We start from the raw sequence: 23,881 nt of genomic DNA on the forward strand, positions 1-23,881 counted from the left end.
TATAGTTTACTTTTTAATTGTTAATCCGTTTAATATCTCTTTAATTTTATTTGTGCTTTCCATTTCGTTAAAAATGGCATTGTAATCTTCTTCTTTTAACAAATCCCTAAACCGGCTCAGGTTTGAAATATATTCTTCTAAGGTTTCCAGAACGTGTTCTTTATTCTGCTTAAAAATCGGTGTCCACATGGCCGGCGAACTTTTTGCCAGACGAACGGTACTTTCAAATCCACTTCCCGCCATGTCAAAAATATCCTGCTCGTCTTTTTCCTTATTCATGACCGTTTTCCCGAGCATAAACGAACTGATGTGCGATAAATGCGAAACGTAAGCTATGTGTTTGTCGTGCGAAACCGGATCCATATATCGAATTCTCATTCCAATTTCTGCAAAAAGTTTCAAAGCTTTTTCCTGCAGTTTAAAAGTGGTTTTTTCCACTTCGCAGATAATGTTTGTTTTTCCTTTAAACAAACCTTTTATTGCTGCGGATGGTCCGGAAAACTCTGTTCCTGCAATTGGATGTGTAGCTATAAAATTTCTTCTTTTCGGGTGACTGGCAACTGCATCGCAAATTGGTTTTTTAGTCGATCCTACTTCAAAAACAATCGTTTTGTCTCCAACCGCATCCAGCACTTTTGGCAAAACAATCAATGCAACATCTACCGGAACAGAAACAATTACAAAATCAGCTTCCGCCAAATCTTCAAAGTTCCCTGCCTGATCGATAACACCCAAATTAATTGCCTCCTGCAAATGATTTTCGTTCTTATCGATCCCAAAAATAGTCGCAGTCGGATGCTTTTCTTTGATGTCCAGCACCATCGAACCGCCTATTAATCCTATTCCTATTACGTATACTTTCATATTCTTTTTTATTAGAAGCTTATTCCTGCTATCCGCTGTATCTTTTATGACTAACCCCGCCATAAAAGGATGTCGCTACTATCAGGGCTAGGGCTTCTCGTTTTTTGAAGACCTTTGTCATTGCGAGGCACGAAGCAATGACACTATGTCAAAAATCTTAATTCTTGATTCTAAAATCTTAATACTAAAAACGATCAATCGCTTCCTGTATCTTTTCCTCCTTAACACATAATGAGAACCTGATATATCCTTCACCGTTGCTTCCAAAAATGGTTCCCGGCGTAATGAAAATATGTTTCTCATATAATATTTCGTCAATGAACTTCTCTGCTGATTCGATTCCTTCCGGAAGTTTTGCCCAAACAAATAAGCCAACTCCTTCTTTATACACTTTACACCCTAGTTTCTCAGCCAGTTTTTCGGTTAATTCTCTTCTTCGTCTGTAGATTTTATTATTGTCTTCAAACCATGACTTATCACATTTCAAAGCGGCAATCGCTCCTTTCTGAATCCCGTAGAACATTCCGCTGTCCATATTGCTTTTTACTTTTAGCACTGCATCGATAATTTCAGGATTTCCTAGAACCATTCCGACTCTCCAGCCTGCCATGTTGAAAGTTTTACTAAGTGAATTCAATTCTAAAGCCACCTCTTTCGCACCTTCAACCTGCAACAAACTCATCGGATTATCATTCAGAACAAAACTATACGGATTGTCGTTGATCAATAAAATGTTGTGTTTTTTAGCAAAAGCAACCAATTTTTCAAATAACGCTAAACTTCCTCTAGCTCCTGTTGGCATGTGCGGATAACCCAGCCACATAATTTTCACTTTCGAAAGATCCAGTTTTTCTAAAGCTTCAAAATCCGGTTCCCAGGAGTTTTCTTCTTTCAAATCATAATAAACCGGAACTGCTTCTACCAAATTAGTTACCGAAGTATAAGTCGGATACCCTGGATTCGGAATCAAAACGTGATCACCTGGATTTAAAAATGCCAACGAAATATGCATAATTCCTTCTTTCGAACCCATCAATGGTAAAATCTCATTATTCGGATTCACTGCAACACCAAACTGATCTTTATAAAAATCCGCCATCGCCTGTCTCATTTCCGGTAATCCCTGATAGCTTTGATAACCATGTCCGTTTTCATCCTGAATTGCCGCACCGACTGCTTCAATGACTGCTTTTGACGGACTCAAATCAGGGCTTCCAATTCCCATACTGATGATCGGTTTTCCTTCAGACATCAGCTGTCTCACTTCTCTCAGTTTTGAGGAGAAGTAGTATTCTTCAACTGGGCCTAATCGTTTTGCTGTTGTAATCATGATTCTTATAAATTCTCTTTTAGAGTTTTCTATTTTTAATCCCGAAGGATTTGGAATTTGTTTTTTTTTTAATTTGAAATTTCCTTTACAAAGGTTTTGTATTTCTATATTCTCCCAACACCTTAAAATATTCTGCCATTATATTCAATAGCGCTTTTGCTTTTGCATAATCTTCGTATTTCTCAAAAGTTACATCTACGAAAAACGAATATTTCCATGGCGTTTCAATTTTTGGAAGCGACTGAATTTTTGTTAAATTCAATTTGCAGTCACTCATTACATTTAGAACCGCTGCCAGACTTCCTCTTTTATGATCCAGTTCAAATTTGATGGAAGCTCTGTTGATTTCGCTTTCAGGCAAAAATGAATTTTGTTTTTTAATGATTACAAAACGGGTCATATTGTTTTTGATCGTCTGAATCTCCGGGGCAATAATTTCCAGATCGTACATTTCTGAAGCTACTTTACTTCCTATTGCTGCAATTCCGGTTAATTGTTTTTCCTGAATTCTTCTTGCCGTTTCGGCCGTATCTTTATCCTCAACCAATTTGATATTTGGATATTGTTTCAGGAAATCCATGCATTGCAAAAGTGCCATCGGGTGCGAATGAACTTCTTTTATATCTTCAATCTTCTGACCTTTTAAAGCCATTAAATTTTGGTGAATGCTCAAATAATGTTCTCCAATAATGTGCAAATTATTCTTGTCTATCAAAGCATAATTCGGAATAATCGGACCTGCAATCGAGTTTTCAATCGCCATAACGGCCTGATCTGTTTTTCCGGCAATAAGGCTGTCAATCAGTTCTTCAAAAGACAGGCATTCATCAATATCTACATTTTCAGCAAAATACTCTTTCACTACCTGATGATGAAAAGAACCTTTGATACCTTGTATTGCAATTTTAGTTGTCATATAGTCAAAAAAAAATCCTGATTTTCATCAGGATTGTATATTAGTTTTATTTGTCTTAAATTTTGTTTCAAATAACCATAGCACAATCCTAACTTCTACTAAAGAAGAAATAAAAGTTGTTGCTAAAATAAAAACGGTTAGTTGCCATTTTGTTTGTGTTATTTTTTAAATTCTGTGCGAATGTATAAATTATTTTAACCGCACCAAAAAAAATAATGCATTTTATGAAACAAAAAAGGATTTCTTAACAAAATTGACTTGTTTTGTATGATATTTTAATAAATCAGGCTTAAAATGAGATTTTTACAATTGGTTTTTTGGAAGTTTTATAATTCAATTTTAGAAGATTGTCATTTAGATGAAGTTAATTAACCAAAAGTATTTTCTTAGCCCCGATGGAAGTGGAAATCCTTTTGTGCCGGGGTTCGGCACAAAAGATTTGAACGTACAGCGGGAAATAGCTCCTAAAAATTTAAAACAATCCCGCAACCGGACTATTTTTAATTCCGATTTTTGAGTAATCAAAACTCATTTTTTGCTGTAACAGTGAAGCGTACACCGATCTAAAATCAATTTGGTGTTTTAAATCGCCGTTATCCAAATCGGCTAAATTTGGATTATTGCCTAAAATTGTTCCTTTATTATTTCCTCCAATAACGAACATTGGAGCCGCTGTTCCGTGATCGGTTCCGCTTCCGTTGTCTTTTACGCGTCTTCCAAATTCAGAAAAAACAACGATTGTAACATTTTGAAGCAATTGTGCCTGCTTAAGGTCCGTATAAAAACTAAATAGCGCATCATTCAATTCTGTCAATTTGCGTTCGTGAATAGAAAGCTGATTGTCATGCGTGTCGAATCCGCCAAGGGAAGTATAATACACTTTTGAATTCAGGTTTCCTTTTACCAGTCTTGCAATCCATTCCAGATTTTTTGACAATCCGGTTTTTGGATAACTAATTTCTGTTTTTGATTGTTTGAGAGCATTCTGAATATCATCTGAACCTTCTACAACCGAATTGGCAATTTTTCGAACAAAATCCAATTGCGGATTATCGGATAGTTTTTCATTTTCCTTATTTGATTTCACCTTAAAACGATCTGGGTCTTTTACTGTGATGGTGTTCGGTTCCATTCCTTTTAATGCCAGATTATCTATAGCATCAAGATTGATACCGGCTGTTGGCTGATGATCGTGACACTGTAAATCTAAATATCTGCCTAACCAGCCTTCATTAATGTATTTATTGGAATCTGCAGCTGTCTGCCAAATTTCCTGACTGCGAAAATGTGAACGAACCGGTTCAGGATATCCTACATTCTGAATTACGGTTAAATCTCCGTTTTGCTGCATCTGTGCAAAATCTTTTAATGCAGGATGAAACGCCATTCCTTTGTTTTTACCTACCACAACATCTTTGTTCAGGGCAATTTTGGTTCTAAAATCATAATACAAAGGATCTTCGTACGGAATAAAAGTATTCAGTCCGTCGTTTCCTCCGTTGAGCTGAACAAATACCAGACATTGCTCTCCAATTACCAAATTACTTTGTTCACCAAATGCATGCAAAAAACTTGGAAGCACCAGCATTCCGCCGGTAAATGTTCCTGTTAAGCTTAGAAAATTTCTTCTGTTCATAATGATAAACTTTAAATTAATTGGTACTCCGGTAATTTAGTGATATAATTAAATAAACGAACAACTGCATTATTGGCATTAGGATTTTTAGGATCAAAATCATATTTAAGCAGGGTTTCCATATCTTTTTGCATGGATTCATTCACATTAAACAATAACCTGTTGGATAGTTCGGCTATGATGTTTTTATTATTTCCGTTGGCGTCAAATTCAACTTTTACCTCTCTTTTCTCCAATTCCATTTTAGGCTTCGGATTTTCACTAGTCATTGAATTAATTACTTTTTTTGAAAGCTTCCGTCCGCCGCAAAGTAAGTCCGAAGTATTATTTCGCTGCAGATACACCTGTGAGGTAAGCCATGAATTTCCTCCATCCCAGCCTTTCACATTGACCTGATTGTACAAATCCATCCCCTGCTGTTTTAGAAAAGCAACAATCATCGCTTCATCATAATCCTTCAGCTGCAATTCATCAATAAGCTGAAAAACATACACCAAAGGATCTTTGATTTTATTGCCTGAAATATCTTTGGTATATTCTTCGGTAAATATTTTAGTCAGTAAGGGCTTCATTTCAAAATTTACTTTTTTGAAATAATCGCCATAATATTTTATCGATTCTTCTGACGGGGCATCATAAAGAAACCATTTCAGGATCTTACGTGTAATGAGATACGGAATACTTTTTTGTTCGAAAATGATATCCACCAGATCATCCGCTTTCCAGTTTCCTGTCCGTCCAAAATAGGTTTTATTGCTGTTGTCTTCTAAATTTTTTCTGTAAACCGCTTCTTCATCACCATAATTTAATCCTGCCAACGCCCGTGCACCGTTTTTAATATCTTCTTCGGTATAATTCCCGATTCCGATAGTGAATAATTCCAGTAATTCACGGCTTAGGTTTTCGTTGATTTTGCCTTTTTTATTATCGACATTATCCAGATATTTGACCATGGCGTTGGATTTTATGATCTTCTTGGTCAGTTCCTTGAAATTTCCAAAAGCATTTTCACGCAAAATCATATTGTGCTGGTAGATCCAGTAGTTGATTTTTACTTTTTGTGAAGTGGACACAAAATGATTGTGCCAGAAACAAACCATTTTTTCGCGTAACGGAAATTCATCCGTATCCATTTTTGCAATCCACCATTTTTTAAGTTCAGCTGTAGTCTGGGTTTCTTTTTTCTGGATTTTATTTTTTTCTTCGGGATCAAGATTCTTTACGGATTGACGTAATTCTTTGTATTCAGCAATTGTTTTAGGAGTATCCTGTAAAAAAGCAGGAAGTTGTGTATCAAACTTTGAATCGTATGATCGCTTTAAAAATTTTTCTAATCCAATTTTTTCGATTTTCGCAGCTTCTTTTCCTGAGAAGCCCAATCGTAACGACCAAAGATTGCTTTTTTTCATAACAAAGAGGTTAGTTTAAAAGTAAGACTTTGTTTGTGTAAAAAGGTTTAAAAGAAAGTTCTACCCGCTTAGATTCTAAAACGAAGACTTCTTATCAAATATTATCATTTCCTAGCCCCGATTGCAGTGGAAATCCTTTTTATTTTTCCTTTAAAAATAAAAAGATTACTTCACATTATATTATTTAATTGGAGTTCAGTGAACCTTGTTTGCAACGAAAAGCGGGAAATAGCTCCTAAAAAACAAAAGCAGCTATCATTACAATAACTGCTTTCATATAAATATATTTTAAAAATCTAAAATCTTAGATCTAAACTCTAAAATTAAGACCCACACATCTCACAATCCTCAGGACCTGCTGCTTGTGCTTTTAAAAGCATCGCTTTATAATCCTCAATATCGATTTCTTCTGTTTCTGCAACTAAGCTTGGCGACTCTTGTTTTTTATCGTTGTTTAATGTGAATTTAATCGCATCAACTGCTGCTTTTGTTCTCAGGTAATACATTCCGGTTTTCAAACCTGACTGCCATGCGTAGAAGTGCATTGACGTTAGTTTAGAATAGTTGGCATCCTGCATGAACAAGTTTAGTGACTGAGACTGATCGATAAAGTATCCTCTCTGGCGGGACATATCGATAATATCTTTCATTGACATTTCCCAAACTGTTTTGTACAATTCTTTCAGATCTTGAGGAATCACATCAATATTTTGAACAGACCCGTTATGACGCATGATTTCCTGTTTCAATGATTCATTCCATAAGCCTCTTTCAACCAAGTCATGAAGCAAATGTTTGTTTACTACGATGAATTCTCCGGACAATACACGACGTGTGTAAATATTTGATGTATACGGTTCGAAAGCTTCGTTGTTTCCAAGAATCTGAGAAGTAGAAGCAGTTGGCATTGGCGCAACCAATAATGAGTTACGAACACCGTGTTCCATAACTTCTTTTCTTAAAGAAGCCCAGTCCCAACGGCCTGATAATTCCTCATCTTTCATTCCCCACATATTGTGCTGGAATTCTCCCTGAGACATTGGCGAACCTTCGAAAGTTGAATATGGACCTTCTTCTTTTGCCATTTCCATAGAAGCGGTTACGGCTGCAAAGTATAACGTTTCGAAAATTTCCTGATTCAGTTTTTTAGCTTCATCGCTTGTAAACGGCATACGCAACATGATAAAAGCATCCGCCAGACCTTGTACACCCAATCCTACCGGGCGGTGACGGAAATTAGAATTTTCAGCTTCTTTTACCGGATAATAGTTTCTGTCGATTACTTTGTTCAGGTTGCGTGTTACACGTTTTGTAACATTGTAAAGTGCTTCGTGATCAAATTTTCCGTTTTCAATAAACATTGGTAATGAGATTGAAGCCAGGTTACAAACTGCAATTTCATCTTTCGATGTAAACTCCATAATCTCTGTACACAAATTAGAAGAACGGATGGTTCCTAAATTCTTGTGGTTTGACTTACGGTTTGCCGCGTCTTTGTACAACATATATGGTGTTCCAGTCTCTATTTGAGATTCAAGGATTTTCTCCCATAATTCACGTGCACGGATTGTTTTTCTTCCTTTTCCTCTAAATTCATAATCGAGGTATAATTTCTCAAATTCTTCTCCGTAAACATCATATAATCCAGGGCATTCGTTAGGACACATTAACGTCCAGGGACCATCTTCCTGAACACGTTTCATGAATAAATCGGATGTCCACATCGCGAAGAACAAATCTCTTGCACGCATTTCTTCTTTTCCGGTATTTTTCTTTAAATCCAAAAATTCGAAGATATCAGCATGCCATGTTTCGATGTAAATCGCAAAACTTCCTTTACGTTTTCCTCCGCCCTGATCTACATAACGGGCTGTATCGTTGAATACTCTCAACATCGGAACGATTCCGTTTGAAGTTCCGTTTGTACCGCGGATGTAAGACCCTGTAGCACGAACGTTATGAATAGAAAGACCAATTCCTCCCGCTGACTGTGAAATTTTAGCCGTTTGTTTTAAGGTATCGTAAATACCGTCAATACTGTCATCCTGCATTGCTAAAAGGAAACAAGAAGACATCTGAGGTTTTGGCGTTCCGGCATTGAACAACGTTGGTGTCGCGTGTGTGAAATATTTCTTAGACATTAAATCGTAGGTTTCAATTACCGATTTCAAATCGTCTAAGTGAATACCCACAGCAACACGCATTAACATATGTTGTGGACGTTCCACAATTTTTCCGTTTATTTTAAGCAAATAAGAACGTTCTAAAGTTTTAAATCCGAAGTAATCGTAATTAAAATCTCTTGTATAAATAATGTGTGAATCTAAGAAAGCTGAATTTTCCTGAATCACTTTGAATACCTCATCCGAAAGCAATGGTGCTTCCTGACCATTTCTTGGATTTACGTAGTGATACATATCTTTCATCGTTTCTGAGAACGATTTTTTAGTATTTGAATGCAGGTTTGAAATTGCCACACGAGCTGCCAATTGTGCATAATCAGGGTGTGCAATAGTCATAGATGCCGCTGTTTCTGCCGCAAGATTATCTAATTCAGATGTAGAAACTCCGTCATACAATCCTTCGATAACCCTCATGGCTACCTTAACAGGATCTACAAGCTCATTAAGCCCGTAACACAATTTTTTGATTCTTTCTGTAATCTTATCAAACATTACAGGCTCTTTATGGCCATCTCTTTTTACTACATACATAAGCTTACTTTTTTATAGTTATTGAAAAAATGAAAGGCACCGGAAAATGAATTCCGACACTAACATTGCGTGTTTTTAAATTATTTTTTTGAGAATTGTAAAATCCCCATAGTTATCCGTTCCTCAATCTAAAATTAGACGAAAAAAACCGTAAAAATGCAACCGGATCTTCGATTTGGGAATGAGATCCAATCTGAAAATTTTGTTTAGTATAGAAACTTTCGTTTCTTGATTTTATTGTGTTTTAGTGTTCGTGGCGGACACTAAAAATGCAGTTTTTTTATGTTTCTAAAAATCTGCGTCAAACGATATTTTCTGAGCATCACTATCTGTGTTCATCACACCTGATTTTTGATACTCTGCAACACGTTTTTCAAAGAAATTAGTTTTTCCCTGAAGAGAAATCATGTCCATGAAATCAAACGGATTCGCTGATCCATAAACACGTTCGCAGCCTAACTCAACTAATAATCTGTCAGCAACAAATTCTAAATATTGTGTCATTAAAGCAGCATTCATTCCAATCAAACTCACCGGAAGAGATTCTGTTACAAATTCTCTTTCGATATCCAAAGCATCAACGATGATTTCCTTAATTCTTTCTTTTGGCACTTTATTGATCAGGTGGTGGTTGTGCAAGTGTACTGCAAAGTCACAATGTACGCCTTCGTCACGTGAAATTAATTCGTTAGAAAAAGTCAAACCTGGCATCAAACCACGTTTTTTCAACCAATAAATAGAACAGAAAGCACCTGAAAAGAAAATACCTTCAACTGCAGCAAAAGCAATCAGCCTTTCAGCAAACGAATCAGATTCGATCCATTTTAAAGCCCATTCGCCTTTTTTTGCGATTGCCGGAAAAACTTCCAAAGCATTGAACAATTCTGCTTTTTCGGTTTCATCTTTAACGTAAGTATCGATTAATAAAGAATAGGTTTCACTATGAATATTTTCCATCATAATCTGAAATCCGTAGAAAAACTTAGCTTCCGCATATTGCACTTCGTTTACAAAGTTCTCAGCAAGATTTTCATTTACGATTCCGTCAGAAGCAGCAAAGAATGCTAAAATGTGTTTGATAAAATATCTTTCGTCGTCACTTAGTTTATTGTTCCAATCTGTCAAGTCCTGATGCAAATCGATTTCTTCGGCAGTCCAGAAGCTAGCTTCCATTTTCTTATACCATTCCCAAATATCATGATGTTTAATTGGAAAAATAACAAAGCGATTCTTATTTTCTTGTAAAATTGGTTCAACTTGTGACATTGTATTTTCGTTTAATTTTTATAATGAATTTCCCCTTATTCAGAACGATTACAAAGATTGTCATTTATCGCCAAAAATGAAAGTCAAACTTATTCACAATTCGATGTAGTTTTTAACAAAGTTAAAAAATGAAACTTTTTTCAGACAATATTCAATTTACTGTAAATGAAATACTTAACATTAGAGCTCACACCCTAAACCCCTGTAAAATATAGACTTTTTAGAATAACAAGCAAGGAATTTAAGATTGTTTTAAAAACTTTTTTTTGAGTTAAAAATTTTATTTTTTGAGCTAAAAAACATCAAAATAAAACCCTAAATAATGGTATGGATTTTACACTTTTTTGTACTCTTCTGCGACCTTTTCAAGTTCGATATACCAGTCTTCACCAAAACGGCGAATAAGTGCTTCTTTGACAAATTTATAAACCGGAACTTCTAATTCTTTACCCAAAGAACAGGCATCGTCGCAAATATCCCATTTGTCATAATTCACAGCTGCGAACTCCGTAAAATCTTTCACACGAATTGGGTACAAATGACAGGAAACAGGTTTTTTCCAGTCAACGATTCCCTGATTGTAGGCTTGTTCAATTCCGCAAAGCGCGGTTTTACCGTCAAAAATAACATACGCACAATCTTTATTGTCGATTAAAGGTGTTTCAAGATCGCCGTCGGTTCCTTTTACCCAGGTTCCCTGCGCTTCGATAGCTGCAATACCTTCTTTACGCAAAAAGGGTTTTACTTTAGGATATATATCTTCCAGGATTTTGGTTTCTGCTTCACTCAAAGGTGCACCGGCATCTCCGTCAACACAGCAGGCTCCTTTACAAGCTGACAAGTTGCACACAAATTCTTTTTCAAGAATATCCTCTGAAATAATAGTTTTCCCTAATTGAAACATGATAATAAAAATACTGAAATTTATAAAGTGCAAAGATAGTCAAAGAATAGACATAAAAAATGTACCATTGAGATTCCCAGGGAGTTTCACAGATATTCACAAAAAATTATTTAATTCCTTACCTTTTTACAATTTAAACTTTGCGAATCTTTGCGAAAAATCTTTGCGAAACTCTGCGGGAAAAACAATATATGTTATAAAAACAACAATTAAAACATATTTAATGAGTTTTTATAACAAAAATGTGTTGCTTAGAAAAAACACCTAACTTTATTATATACTTTTGCAACAGTTTTTAATCCCTTAAAATCAAAGTAATATGTTAGAAATCAGTTTAAAAGAAATCGTTACCGTAAGTATGGTGTTATTTGCAGTTATTGATATCGTGGGTTCTATACCTATTATTGTAAACTTAAGAGCAAAAGTTGGACATATCGAATCTGAAAAAGCTTCACTGGTTGCAGGCACAATTATGATCGTTTTTCTTTTTGTTGGTGAAGGCTTACTTAATCTTATAGGTATTGATGTACACTCATTTGCCGTTGCCGGTTCGTTTGTATTATTCTTTCTGGCTCTGGAAATGATCTTAGGGATTCGTATTTATCGTGATGAAGAACCTGGGTCGGCTTCAATTGTTCCATTGGCTTTTCCTTTAATTGCAGGAGCAGGAACCATGACCACCTTGCTTTCGTTACGATCTCAATTTCATACCATTAATATTATTATTGCAATTTTATTGAATATCATCTTAGTTTATATTGTTTTAAAATCATCCAAAAAAATTGAAACTTTGTTAGGAGAAAATGGGCTTGGCGTAGTCCGCAAGACATTTGGAGTAATTCTCTTAGCAATAGCTGTTAAATTATTTGCAGCTAATGTTAAAGGTTTGTTCGTCTAAAGGATATTTTTTTAAATTTGCTCCATAAAATTCTAAAATACAGCTCAAAAAGCTTTGCTTTATTATTTTAGACAAACAAATATCTTATGAAAATCTTTACTTCCATCTTAGTGGTTTTGGCATTAGCTTTAATCGTCTTTAATATTACACAGCTTGACTTTCAAAATCCATTTGAAGGAGACAGTGCTGTAGCTCTTATTGGAGTCGCTGCTTCATTCTGTGCCGTTTTAATTCTTTTGATTTTTAGAATTTCAAAAAAAATAGAAGAAAAAACAAACGGAAGATAATATGTTTGACGTTTTAATTGTTGGCGGAGGCGTTTCAGGCATTTCATGCGCACTGGTTTTAGGCTCTGCTAAAAACAAAGCTTTTGTAACCGATAAAAAAATCGGGATTTTTACACACCAGAAAAGTTCTTCCCTGCAGGAAGCCGTTTTCTACAATGCTTACGGAATAACACCAGGTAAATTAGGATCTGAATTACTGACAGAAAGTACTCAGGACCTAGCCATGACTTATCCTCACATTACTCAGATTGCAAATGAAAAAGTAATTAAAATTGAGGGCGCTTATCCAGAGTTCACAGTTACCACTAACAAAAACTCATACAAAACAAAAAATATCATTATTGGGATTGGTTCTGCCAATACTTTTGACATTGAAGGTTTGATGCAATATGTTGAACCGCATAAAAAAGCTTTACCAGAAAAACAGCGTATCCAGCTTAAAAACGAAGACCATAAAGTAACCAATGGGATTTATGTTATTGGAACTTTAGCAGGCTGGAGAAGCCAATTAGCCATTGCTGCCGGAAGCGGAGCCGCTGTTGCTACAGATATTCTTACGTTGTGGAATAATGGTGTGCAGACTCATGCGCATGATAGTATTCGATAAAATCTTATAAAATTATTAAAACCATATAAGTGATATAAGTACATATATGCTTTTTGCGCATAGATTAAATGTACTTATATCACTTATATGGTTCTTTTTTATAATTTTTGCTCCTTACTTAACAGAAACGATTTCAGTAACCTTGATATGTTTTTCATCTTCAGTTTTCCAGATTTCGCCTTTTACCGAAACTTCGTCACCAATTTTCAACTGTTTGTAATTTTCGAGTCCGCCAACATTTACGATGCTGATTGTTGCAAAATAAACCTCTTTTGCATCAGTAGTAATTTTAGCTGTATAACCATCTTTTCCAGTCTCTATTAAATCTACTTTCCCTGAAACGGTATTATTTTCTTTCATCGTTGCGCATGAAATTGCAAAAATCATTAAGACGAATAGGAAGATTGTTTTTATTAGATTTTTCATGTTTTGTTTTTATTATTTTATTGTAGAACAACACAGCTTCCCGCTATTACTTTTAAACTTTCATCGAATTGTTTCCAGACCCTGATATAACGAAAAGCACCACTTATCGGATTATTATCAAATGCCCCTTTTAAAGAAACAGTTAGAGCCACCACAGCAGTATCATCAATTATATTTATGATCTGATCTGAAGCTTCAAGTGAATCAACTTTCATTTTACCTGAACGATATGAATTTAAATCAAATTCTTTCGTAATCGTATTCCCGTCAGGTAAATTGAAGAGCAAATCATCATGCAGCAGCTTTTCTAAAACCGAAACATCAGCGTTTTTAATTGCAGTCAGAAGTTCAATTTCAGCATTAACGACAGTTTCTGTTTTCATTATAAAAAAATTAAAAGATTATTTCCTTTGATTCAGAACTTTTTTAATCATCGCATCTTCTTTTAAAATCACATCGTAATAATACAATTCGCCATATAATTGTCGGGCAAATTCTGCGCTGATATAACGATTGACCAGATCTTTGGTTTTATCTAATTTAAGATCAAGACCAGTCATAAAAATGTAGTTTTTGAATTTCTTAAAATAAGTGTCTGATTTTTTCATTTTAGCTAAGAATTCGTTAAAATGAAGTCCTGTAAAAGCATTTCTGTTTTTATCTAATTCTTCAAAGACAAAATGCCCTACCACTCCTGTTTGCAGCAAATAAGCTACATTTTCATTACCATGTTCAGCTTCCATTGGCACAAAAACATCAGGCACGATTCCGCCGCCTCCGTATACTATTTTCCCTTTTGCCGTTTTAAATTTCAGGGAGTCAGCCACTTTTATACTGTCTTTTGCATATAATTCGCCTGATTTTATTCTTGCTTCCGATTCTTTATAATACTCTTCGTTTCCTTTGGTATATGGTTTTTGAATTGATCTTCCGGTAGGCGTATAATATCTTGCGACCGTCAATCGAACAGCAGATCCGTCGTTGAAATCCATTTCGCGCTGTACGAGACCTTTTCCAAAAGAACGGCGTCCAACAATAGTTCCGCGGTCATTATCCTGAATAGCACCAGCTAAGATTTCACTTGCCGAGGCACTGTTTTCATTAATCAAAACGGTTACTTTTCCCGTTTCAAAACTTCCGCTTTTTGTAGCATATGTTTTTTCAGTACTGCCGTTTTTGTTTTTAGTAAAAACAATCAGCTGTTTGTCTTTTAAAAACTCATCGGCAATACTCACAGCTTCTTCCATATAACCACCGCCATTATCACGAAGATCAATAACCAAAGACTGAATTCCTTTTTGTTTTAACCTTGTCAAGCCAACTTTGAATTCATCATAAGTTGTTTCTGCAAAACGATTTATCTTAATATAACCTGTTTTATTATCAAGCAACAAAGATGCATCTACACTTTTTAGCGGAATAACATCTCTTTTGATTTTGAACTTAAGTTTCTTTTGCTCTGATTTTCTAAAAATCGTCAATTCTATTTCAGATCCTTTTATTCCTTTTAATTTAGAGAACAAGCTATCAGAAGGCAGTTTTCTTCCATATAATTTTGTTTTTCCTGCATATAAAATTCGGTCACCTGATTTAATTCCTGCTTTCGCCGAAGGGCCGTTTTCAACAGGTTTTATAATCGCAACAGAATCTTTATACATGTAAAAATTAATTCCCACGCCTACAAAGTCACCTTTCATACTTTCAGCAACTTCTGCCTGTTCACTTGGCGGAATATAAACAGAATGCGGATCTAATTTGGACAAAATATTATCTACCGTCAAATTTACAATCGAATCGGTATTAACACTATCGACATACTCATTATTGATAAAATCAATCAGTTTATTCAGTTTCGTTTTTGAATAATTTTTAGCCAAAAAGGTATCCTCTGCCGGAGCATTCATAAGACCTCCGAGAACAGTTCCAAGAGCAAAAGCTGCTCCGATAACGATTGGCAAATATTTTGAATTGAATTTCATTATTCTTCTAAAACAGGAATATGTTCTACCTCAACACCCGCTTTTAATAAAAACTGGATTCCGGAATCATCACGATATCCATTTTGGTACACTACTCTTTTTATGCCTGACTGATGTATGAGCTTACTGCATTCCTTACATGGCGAAAGCGTAATGTATAAAGTCGCACCTTCACAGGATTGTGTTGATCTCGCTACTTTCAAAATCGCATTTGCCTCAGCATGCAAAACATCCCAACGTGTTAATCCGTTTTCATCTTCACAGCAATTTTCAAATCCGGTTGGTGTTCCATTGTATCCGTCAGAAATAATCATTCTGTCTTTTACAATTATAGCACCTACCTGTTTACGTTTACAATACGACAGCGAGCCCCATTCCCTGGCTATTCGCAAATAAGCTTTATCGTATTTGTTTAATTTTTTTATCTCCATTAATTTATCTGTTCCAAATAGGGCTTTCTACAATCATCGGAATCACAACTCCTATAACAAAAGCCGACATAACAAGCGCCCAATCGCGTTTTGAAAAACGAAATACAGTCTGCACTATATATGATATTACCAAAACCACAAAAACTACTATCAATTGCGCTGCTTCGATTCCGAGTGCAAATTCCAATAAAGGTACTAATTTTGAAGAAGCCGTGCCTCCTAAAATGGTTTTAAAATAATTTGAAAATCCTAGTCCGTGAATTATCCCAAAAAACAATGTCAGAAAGAATACCAGATTGACACTTTCATTTTTGGATGCTTTTCCGGCTGTAAAGAGATTAAAAAATGCCGTTATTAAAATGGTGACCGGAATTAAAAATTCTACCAGACTTGCTTTTACAGCTATAATTCCAAAAACAGAAAGTAAAAGGGCTAATGTATGACCAACTGTAAAAACTGTAACGAGCAACAAAATCCGTTTCCAGTCCTTAAAGGCATATGGTGTTGTTAAAGCGATTAAAAACAATACATGATCATAAGCATGAATGTCTAAAACATGCTTTAAACCTATCTGAAAATAAATCCAAAATTCTGACATGAGGCTACTTATATTAATTGATTTGGGGCTGTAAACTTACGATTTATTTTGAAAAATTAAATACAGCCCTTTATTAAAACAACGGATAAAAATAAGTTAAATTTTATGAGAACTTTAAAATTAATAATTTAAAATAAAATTTATCTTTGTTCAATAAAAACACTTTTAATTATGTCATTTTCAGAATTATTTGATAGCGAATTCAAACAAAGAAACAAAGGCCACTTTTCAGCTATTGTTCGTGTAGCATTAGCAGACGGAGTTGTATATCCTGAAGAAAAAAGCTTTTTGGACAAACTTGCTTCCCGTTTAGAAATAACAGAGTCCGAGTACGAAGAAATCCTTGAAGACCCATTGAAATATCCTATCAACCCACCTTATTCATATGTTCAGCGTTTAGAGCGTTTATATGATTTGACAAGAATGGTTCATGTTGATCATCATCTTGAGGACAAACAAGAAGTTTTATTAAAAAAGATAAGTATTGCTTTAGGTTTTACTCCAAGCAATGTAAATTATATCATTGCAAAAGCATTGTCATTAGTAGACAAAAAAGTCGATGGAGACACGTTTATTTATGAAATGCAGCATATGAATAAATAATATCTGTTTTCAGTTTATATTATACCTGAAATTAAATTATAAAACCCGACAATTTAAAACTTGTCGGGTTTTCTTTTATGATTTATTCAAAAGAATTCAGAAAATCTTAATTAGGTTCTGCCATAAACTCCTCTGCCTTTTCTACCATATTAATGCTTCCGCAGAAAAACGGAACTCGTTGATGCAGTTCTGTTGGCTGAATTTCCATTATCCTTCCAAAACCGTCTGATGCCTTTCCGCCAGCCTGTTCTGCAATGAATGCCATTGGATTGCATTCGTACATTAGGCGTAGTTTTCCTTTTGGTGCTTTCGAGCTTGTTGGATAGAGATAAATCCCTCCTTTAATCATATTTCGATGAAAATCAGAAACTAAACTTCCAATGTATCTTGAGGTGTAAGGTCTGTCCTCCTCTTCACGCTGACAATACTTAATATAATTTTTAACCCCTTGCGGAAAGTGAACATAATTCCCTTCATTTACCGAATAAATGTTTCCGTCTTTCGGAAACTGCATATTTGGATGTGACAGGTAAAATGTACCAATTGCAGGATTCAGAGTAAATCCGTTTACACCATGACCTGTTGTATAGACCAACATTGTTGAAGTTCCGTAAATTACATAACCTGCGGCAACCTGATTAATACCCGGCTGTAAAAAATCCTCGCTTGTAACCGGAGTCCCGATTGGTGTTACTCTTCTGAAAACAGAAAAAATAGTACCCAAAGAAACATTCACTTCAATGTTTGAAGATCCGTCAAGAGGGTCCATTAAGATCACGTACTTATTATTATTACTGTTGTCGCTCCCCTTGACAGTAATATATTCGTCGTTTTCTTCAGAAGCGATACCACAGACAATCTCACGGTTTATTAACGTCTGGATAAATACTTCGTTGGCATAGACATCTAATTTTTGCTGTTCTTCTCCCTGAATATTCTGCTCGCCTACTGCGCCAATTATATCCACTAATCCAGCTTTGTTTACTTTATAGTTCACGACCTTGGCCGCCAAACGTATAGAGTTGATAATCCGGGATAGCTCCCCTGATGAGTACTGAAATGCTTTTTGGTTCTCAATAATAAACTCTCCCAGTGTTTTATTGCGTTCTTCCATTTGCTATATCGTTGTAGTTTTTAGTTATAAGTCACAAATATCGCTTTTTTTGTGAGAATGATTCAAAAATTATTTCGTTAGTTTGCTACTATTGTATATTTGCTAATGAAACGCAAAAAGTTTCATTCAAAAAAATACTTAATTAGCGAATAACAGGTTAAAAATATGAATTATGAATATTAGAAAAGGAAAACCTGAAGACATGAAATCGGTTTTAGGACTGATTCAGGAGCTAGCAATATTCGAAAAAGAGCCTGGCGCCGTTTTAATAACTGATGAAGATTTGATACGTGACGGTTTTGGAGAAAATCCATTATTTCATGTTTTTGTTGCCGAAGTTGAAAAGGAAATTGTTGGCATCGCTTTATATTATTACCGATATTCTACCTGGAAAGGAAAAACAATACATCTTGAAGATTTAATTGTAAAAGAAAAAATGCGCGGTACCGGTTTAGGATCTGCTCTTTACTCTGAAATAATGAAACAAGGAAAAAAAGATAATGTTCGAAGAATCGAATGGAATGTTCTCAACTGGAATACACCTGCGGTAAATTTCTACGAAAACTCAGGCGCAAAAGTTATCGAGGAATGGCGAGTGGTACAAATGGATGAAGCAGGTATTAATTCGTACTTAGAAAAAATAAATTAATCAAACAAAAAGTGACAGGATAATTAAGGAGTGTCCCTGTCACAATATTAAACTTTAAAAAAACAGCATATACAAATTAAGATGAGAGTATTTAAATTTGGTGGTGCATCGGTAAAAGATGCAGCAGGAATTAAAAACGTGTACGACGTTTTACAAAAAGTGGGTTATGAGGATGTAATATTAGTCGTTTCGGCTATGGGGAAAACCACAAATGCATTAGAGGTTGTTATTAAAAACTATTTTGATAAATCGGAAGAACTTAATTCTTCTGTACAAGAGATAAAAAAATATCACAATCAAATATTATTAGATTTATTTGAAGACGAAAAACATGCGGTTTTTGCTGCTGTTAATGAGCAATTCTCAGAATTGGAATACTTTCTTGCACATAATAAATCCCCTAACTACAATTTCGTTTACGATCAGATTGTGAGTTTTGGTGAATTGATTTCTACTAACATCCTAAGTTATTTTATGAACTTCATGGGTATCCAGACACAATGGCTGGATGTTCGTAACTTCATTAAAACCAATGCTAATTACAGGGATGCTGAAGTTGACTGGGAAACAACAGAGCAAAACATCAGCAAAAATGTGCCTCGTAAAATATTAAACATTACACAGGGATTTTTAGGCGCTGATGAAAACAATTTCACTACTACTTTAGGTCGTGAAGGTTCTGATTATACTGCCGGAATTTTTGCTTATTGCTTAAATGCGGAAAGCGTAACGATCTGGAAGGACGTTCCGGGAGTTATGAATGCCGACCCGCGTTATTTTGAAAACGCGAGTTTATTAAACCAGATTTCATATCGTGAAGCCATTGAACTTGCTTTTTACGGGGCAACCGTTATCCACCCGAAAACTTTACAGCCATTACAGAAAAAAGAGATTCCGTTATACGTAAAATCATTTGTTAATCCGTTATTAAAAGGAACCTGTGTTTCTAAAGGAGTCGATTTAGAGCCTTATCTGCCTTGTTTTATTGTAAAAAGAGAGCAGCTTTTGATTTCGCTTTCTTCTATTGATTTCTCCTTTATCATGGAAGAAAATATCAGCGAAATTTTCGGATTATTCCATCAGTTTAAACTGAAAGTAAACTTAATTCAGAACTCAGCGATTAGTTTCTCTGTTTGTGTAGAAGATAAATTTGGAAACTTCAACGAACTCAATGCGATACTTTCTAAAAAATTCAAAGTTGATTATAACGAAAATGTAACATTGTATACGATTCGTCACTTTAACGAGCAGGCTGCAGAAACTGTTGTAGAAAACAAGGAAGTTTTACTTAGACAAGTAAGCCGTGAGACAATGCAGATTGTTACTAAAGAATTAAAACAATAGTTTCTAAACAGGTAATTATTCAATTCAGATTATATTAGAAAGGTTTCACTAAAAACGGTGAAACCTTTTTTTTATTTCCAGTAACTTTATTTATTCAAAAAAAACTAAATTTACTCTAAATCAAAACATTAACTCCTAATATTGAATTAATGCATTATAACGAACCTTCAGAAGAAACCAAAAACAGATGGCATAATGATCCTGACAATTGGGTTTGGGGCATGTTCTATTATAATACGGAAGACCCGAGATTATATCTGCCAAAAAAAATCAAAGAATTTGGATGGACGATAAACTTTGCAAATCCTAATTCAGCACTAGTAATATTAATACTAATTTCAGTGATATTAATGTTCGTACTGTCTGCTCATTAATCCTCATAAATTATACTTTTTAGCTGTCGAAACTAAAACATCACACACAACATTTCCCAATTATAAATACTACTTTTGGCTTTTTAGAGTTAAAGTATTTATGCTGAAAAAATTACTGTTTTTAATAGCTTTTATTTGTTATTCCGGGCTTCATGCTCAGGACGCAAATTTGCTTTATAAAACCAAAAAAGTAATTGTTACAAGAGATACCATTCACCTGGAAAATGTGAGTATCAACTCCGGATTTTTTGAGCTTTTAAATTCTAAAAATGAACCCATTGATTCAGCATTTTATAAAATCGATTTTCAAAAAGGAAAGCTTCTTCTAAATGAAAAATTCACTTCAGAATCAGACACCTTAATTGTCAATTATTTAAAATACCCTGATTTTTTAACCAAAGAATACAGCCTTTACAAATCAAGCCAGGTGGTAAGTAATGATGCAGGCTCTGATAAATTATACAAAATAGACAATTCTAATACTAAAAAAGCCACTCCGTTTGATGGGCTAAACACATCTGGAAGCATCACTCGTGGTGTTACTATAGGAAATAATCAAAATACGGTTTTAAATTCCAATTTAGACCTTCAGATTACTGGAAAATTATCAGACAAGGTAAGTCTACGGGCTTCGCTGCAGGACAATAATATTCCGCTGCAGGAAGGCGGTTATTCGCAAAAACTGGATCAGTTTGATAATATTTTTATGGAATTATTCAGCGATGACTGGAACATTCGCGCCGGAGATGTATTTTTAGAAAACAGGAAGACGCAATTTTTAAGTTTCAATAAAAAAGTTCAGGGATTGTCTGCCAGTTTTGATTTTGGAGAAGAGGATAATAAAACCAATGTTTTTGCATCTGTAGCTTTCGCAAAAGGACAATATGCAAAAAGTACTTTTATCGGACAGGAAGGAAACCAGGGACCATATAAGTTAAAAGGACAAAATGGCGAATTGTATGTTTTGGTCATTTCAGGATCTGAACGTGTGTATGTAAATGGTATTTTATTAAAAAGAGGTGAAAATAACGATTATGTAATTGATTATAATGCCGGCGAAATTGTCTTTACATCGCTTTTTACGATTACTTCTGAGATGCGAATTAACATTGAATACCAGTATTCAGAAAGAAGCTATAACCGAATAGTGACGTATGCTGGTGCCTCTCACGAAAACAAGAAATGGAGTTTTGCAGGTTATTTATATTCTGAAAATGATTTAAAAAACCAGCCTTTACAGCAAAATCTTTCTCCGGAACAAGTTCATATTTTAAGTGAGGCTGGAGATGATACAAATTTGATGAAAGCTCCCTCAGCTTATGAAGACACTTATTCCGACAAGAAAATTTTATATAAAAAAATAATTATAAATGGCATTGAAGTTTACGAGAATTCAACTAACCCGGATGATGTTTTGTACAATGTAAAATTCAGTCTTGTAGGTGCCAACTCCGGAAATTATGTAATCAAGAATGCAAATTCTGTTGAACGAGTTTATGAATATATTGCCCCCGCAAACGGAATTCCTCAGGGAAATTACGAACCTGTTGTGCAATTGGCAGCTCCTATGAAACTTCAGGCAGCGACTTTTTTAGGAAAGTATAATCCGAACGAAAAAACACTGGTTGATTTTGAAATTGGAATCAGTAATAACGACCAGAATTTATTTTCGGATATTGATGATAGTAACAACAACGGAATCGCCTTAAAACTAAACACCAAAAAACGTCTTTTTACGAAAGAATGGACATTAGATGTTTTTGCCAATTATCAATTTGTAGATGAAAATTTCAAATCGGTTGAACGTTTATATAATATTGAATTTAACCGTGACTGGAATTTAAACACGACACTTTTAGGCAATCAGAGTTTGTTGGTCGCGGGTTTAAATTTTGATTTGTTTTCGAAGAAAAAAACTTCTAATATTGGCTTAGTCAACTATCAATTTGAAAAATTAGATTTTAGTGAAAGTTATTCAGGAAGCAGACACACAGCAACTGCTTTCTTCAAATTAAAAAACTGGACTATCGAAAATCAGGGTAGTTTTCTGAACAGTGATGCAACAACTTCGACTTCAAAATTCATTAGAAACTTCGCCAGAACCAAGTATCATTTTGGAAAAAACTGGGTTGGTGGTAATTTTCAGATAGAAGATAACCAGGAAAAAGACAAAGCTACCAATCAATTTTCGGCAATTAGCCAGCGATTTTCAGAATATGGCGTTTTCGTGGGACGAGGCGACAGCACTAAGGTTTTTGTAGAACTGGGTTATTTGCGCAGAAAAAATGACAGTTTACAAAACGGATTATTACAGCATGTAAGCAATTCGCAAACCTATTTTTTAAAATCTAAGCTGATTCAGAACAAAAAAACAGATTTGGCCGTTTATGCCAGTTATCGAAATTTAGATTTCACAGCTTCTGACCGTGAAAGTGAACCATCGTTAAATTCGAGAGTTCTATACAATGATCGTTTTTTCAATCAGTTTCTTCAAATCGGAACTGTTTATGAAACGAGCTCAGGAACTATAGCACAACAAGAATACACTTATTTAGAAGTTCCTGCCGGTCAGGGCGTTTATGTGTGGAACGATTATAACGGTAATAATGTTCAGGAACTGGAAGAGTTTGAAGTAGCACCTTTTCCGGATCAGGCGAAATTCATCCGTATTTTTTTACCCAATCGAATTTATATCAAAACCAATCAGAATAAATTTTCACAATCGCTGACGATAAATCCTTTACAATGGCAAAATAAAAAAGGCTACAAAAAAATACTGTCTTATTTCTACAACCAAACCTCCTTTATACTAGATCGAAAAGTAATAAGTGATGGTGGCAATTTTGAACTGAATCCGTTTTACTCTTCGCAAGAAAATATACTTGGGCTGAACTCAAGTTTCAGAAACAGCTTGTTTTACAACCGCGGGAAACAAAAACATTCTGTAACCTATTCATTTTTGATTAACGATGGAAAAAATCTGCTTTCAATTGGATCTCAATCAGTTAAAAACAATTCGCATCAATTGCAATACACACATTTGCACCAAAAAAGCTGGCTGCTGAATTTGTTTACCAAAACAATTCAGACTTCCTTAACTTCAAAAGATTTTGAAGCAAAAAACTACGATTTAACCGGTTACCAGATTGCCCCTAAAATCAGTTATTTATTTTCGAAAAATACAAGCCTGGATTTCTTTTATGAATTACAAAAGAAGGAAAATCAGATTGGAAATTTTGAAACCCTAACCCAAAATCGGTTAGGAACTTCGTTTTCCTATGCCGGAGATAAAAAAGTGACTATAAACGGGGAGTTTTCTTTTTATGAAAACAAATTTGTTGGTGATGAATTTTCATCAGTAGGATTTCAGATGCTGGAAGGACTACAGGCGGGAGAAAATTTAGTCTGGAAACTGCTTTTGCAGAAAAACATAACCCAATTTTTGGATGTAAACTTAAATTATCAGGGACGTAAAAGCGAAACAGGGGTTACTGTACATACCGGTAATATTCAGTTAAGAGCTTATTTTTAG

General features: G+C 34.8%; 22 protein-coding genes. 8 read left to right on the forward strand and 14 right to left on the reverse strand.

Annotated features, from left to right (window positions below):
- Nucleotides 1-6 precede the first annotated feature (6 nt).
- The 8 genes from GXM16_RS14845 to GXM16_RS14880 form a co-directional block, all read right to left on the reverse strand.
- Complete coding sequence (locus tag GXM16_RS14845) at nucleotides 7-864, reverse strand: prephenate dehydrogenase (protein WP_163395275.1); 858 nt, start codon at nucleotides 862-864, stop codon at nucleotides 7-9.
- Nucleotides 865-1,048: 184 nt separating this feature from the next.
- A complete protein-coding gene (locus GXM16_RS14850; protein ID WP_163395276.1) occupies nucleotides 1,049-2,194 on the reverse strand; it encodes a pyridoxal phosphate-dependent aminotransferase in 1,146 nt (381 codons plus the stop codon).
- An 85-nt stretch (nucleotides 2,195-2,279) separates the two neighbouring features.
- Complete coding sequence (locus tag GXM16_RS14855; RefSeq protein ID WP_163395277.1) at nucleotides 2,280-3,110, reverse strand: prephenate dehydratase; 831 nt, start codon at nucleotides 3,108-3,110, stop codon at nucleotides 2,280-2,282.
- Between the two features lie 472 nt (nucleotides 3,111-3,582).
- Nucleotides 3,583-4,746, reverse strand: a complete 1,164-nt coding sequence (locus GXM16_RS14860; protein ID WP_163395278.1) for a DUF1501 domain-containing protein — start codon at nucleotides 4,744-4,746, stop codon at nucleotides 3,583-3,585.
- An 11-nt stretch (nucleotides 4,747-4,757) separates the two neighbouring features.
- Complete coding sequence (locus GXM16_RS14865; protein ID WP_163395279.1) at nucleotides 4,758-6,155, reverse strand: DUF1800 domain-containing protein; 1,398 nt, start codon at nucleotides 6,153-6,155, stop codon at nucleotides 4,758-4,760.
- A gap of 323 nt (nucleotides 6,156-6,478) precedes the next feature.
- The gene (locus GXM16_RS14870; protein ID WP_163395280.1) at nucleotides 6,479-8,869 is read right to left on the reverse strand and encodes a ribonucleoside-diphosphate reductase subunit alpha; all 2,391 of its coding nucleotides are present in this window, start codon (nucleotides 8,867-8,869) and stop codon (nucleotides 6,479-6,481) included.
- Nucleotides 8,870-9,157: 288 nt separating this feature from the next.
- Nucleotides 9,158-10,135 (reverse strand): ribonucleotide-diphosphate reductase subunit beta, encoded by a 978-nt coding sequence (locus GXM16_RS14875; RefSeq protein WP_163395281.1) that lies wholly within the window; start codon nucleotides 10,133-10,135, stop codon nucleotides 9,158-9,160.
- 334 nt (nucleotides 10,136-10,469) lie between these two features.
- A complete protein-coding gene (locus GXM16_RS14880; RefSeq protein WP_163395282.1) occupies nucleotides 10,470-11,039 on the reverse strand; it encodes a DUF3109 family protein in 570 nt (189 codons plus the stop codon).
- Nucleotides 11,040-11,358: 319 nt separating this feature from the next.
- On the opposite strand from GXM16_RS14880, the gene GXM16_RS14885 reads away from it, so the two are divergent.
- The 3 genes from GXM16_RS14885 (at nucleotide 11,359) to GXM16_RS14895 (ending at nucleotide 12,831) form a co-directional block, all read left to right on the forward strand.
- The gene (locus GXM16_RS14885) at nucleotides 11,359-11,937 is read left to right on the forward strand and encodes a MarC family protein (RefSeq protein WP_163395283.1); all 579 of its coding nucleotides are present in this window, start codon (nucleotides 11,359-11,361) and stop codon (nucleotides 11,935-11,937) included.
- A gap of 86 nt (nucleotides 11,938-12,023) precedes the next feature.
- On the forward strand, nucleotides 12,024-12,224 hold the full coding sequence (locus GXM16_RS14890; protein WP_163395284.1) for a hypothetical protein: 201 nt from the start codon (nucleotides 12,024-12,026) through the stop codon (nucleotides 12,222-12,224).
- Nucleotide 12,225: 1 nt separating this feature from the next.
- A complete protein-coding gene (locus tag GXM16_RS14895; RefSeq protein WP_163395285.1) occupies nucleotides 12,226-12,831 on the forward strand; it encodes an FAD-dependent oxidoreductase in 606 nt (201 codons plus the stop codon).
- A 114-nt stretch (nucleotides 12,832-12,945) separates the two neighbouring features.
- Here GXM16_RS14895 and GXM16_RS14900 read toward each other — a convergent pair whose 3' ends face one another.
- The 5 genes from GXM16_RS14900 to GXM16_RS14920 are packed head-to-tail and all read right to left on the reverse strand — an operon-like array spanning nucleotide 12,946 to nucleotide 16,265.
- Complete coding sequence (locus GXM16_RS14900) at nucleotides 12,946-13,257, reverse strand: hypothetical protein (RefSeq protein WP_163395286.1); 312 nt, start codon at nucleotides 13,255-13,257, stop codon at nucleotides 12,946-12,948.
- 17 nt (nucleotides 13,258-13,274) lie between these two features.
- Entirely contained in the window at nucleotides 13,275-13,640 is a 366-nt protein-coding gene (locus tag GXM16_RS14905; RefSeq protein WP_163395287.1) for a nuclear transport factor 2 family protein, read from the reverse strand.
- Between the two features lie 18 nt (nucleotides 13,641-13,658).
- The gene (locus GXM16_RS14910; RefSeq protein ID WP_163395288.1) at nucleotides 13,659-15,236 is read right to left on the reverse strand and encodes a S41 family peptidase; all 1,578 of its coding nucleotides are present in this window, start codon (nucleotides 15,234-15,236) and stop codon (nucleotides 13,659-13,661) included.
- Nucleotides 15,236-15,667 (reverse strand): deoxycytidylate deaminase, encoded by a 432-nt coding sequence (locus GXM16_RS14915; protein ID WP_163395289.1) that lies wholly within the window; start codon nucleotides 15,665-15,667, stop codon nucleotides 15,236-15,238. The genes GXM16_RS14910 and GXM16_RS14915 overlap by 1 nt, the downstream gene beginning before the upstream one ends.
- A 4-nt stretch (nucleotides 15,668-15,671) precedes the next feature.
- Complete coding sequence (locus tag GXM16_RS14920) at nucleotides 15,672-16,265, reverse strand: HupE/UreJ family protein (protein WP_163395290.1); 594 nt, start codon at nucleotides 16,263-16,265, stop codon at nucleotides 15,672-15,674.
- 171 nt (nucleotides 16,266-16,436) lie between these two features.
- On the opposite strand from GXM16_RS14920, the gene GXM16_RS14925 reads away from it, so the two are divergent.
- Nucleotides 16,437-16,868: a TerB family tellurite resistance protein gene (locus GXM16_RS14925; protein WP_163395291.1), complete on the forward strand. Its 432-nt coding sequence runs from the start codon at nucleotides 16,437-16,439 to the stop codon at nucleotides 16,866-16,868.
- Nucleotides 16,869-16,974: 106 nt separating this feature from the next.
- Here GXM16_RS14925 and fbp read toward each other — a convergent pair whose 3' ends face one another.
- Nucleotides 16,975-17,982: a class 1 fructose-bisphosphatase gene (gene fbp / locus GXM16_RS14930; RefSeq protein WP_163395292.1), complete on the reverse strand. Its 1,008-nt coding sequence runs from the start codon at nucleotides 17,980-17,982 to the stop codon at nucleotides 16,975-16,977.
- Between the two features lie 172 nt (nucleotides 17,983-18,154).
- Between fbp and GXM16_RS14935 the strand changes: the two genes are divergently transcribed.
- From GXM16_RS14935 to GXM16_RS14950, 4 genes are all read left to right on the forward strand, one after another.
- A complete protein-coding gene (locus GXM16_RS14935; protein ID WP_163395293.1) occupies nucleotides 18,155-18,631 on the forward strand; it encodes a GNAT family N-acetyltransferase in 477 nt (158 codons plus the stop codon).
- Between the two features lie 81 nt (nucleotides 18,632-18,712).
- Nucleotides 18,713-19,975, forward strand: coding sequence for an aspartate kinase (locus GXM16_RS14940; protein ID WP_163395294.1), 1,263 nt, complete (start codon nucleotides 18,713-18,715; stop codon nucleotides 19,973-19,975).
- A 149-nt stretch (nucleotides 19,976-20,124) separates the two neighbouring features.
- Entirely contained in the window at nucleotides 20,125-20,349 is a 225-nt protein-coding gene (locus GXM16_RS14945) for a DUF5808 domain-containing protein (RefSeq protein ID WP_163395295.1), read from the forward strand.
- Nucleotides 20,350-20,449: 100 nt separating this feature from the next.
- Entirely contained in the window at nucleotides 20,450-23,881 is a 3,432-nt protein-coding gene (locus GXM16_RS14950; RefSeq protein WP_163395296.1) for a hypothetical protein, read from the forward strand.

It is taken from the genome of Flavobacterium limi (assembly GCF_010645075.1).
GTDB classification, from domain to species: domain Bacteria; phylum Bacteroidota; class Bacteroidia; order Flavobacteriales; family Flavobacteriaceae; genus Flavobacterium; species Flavobacterium limi.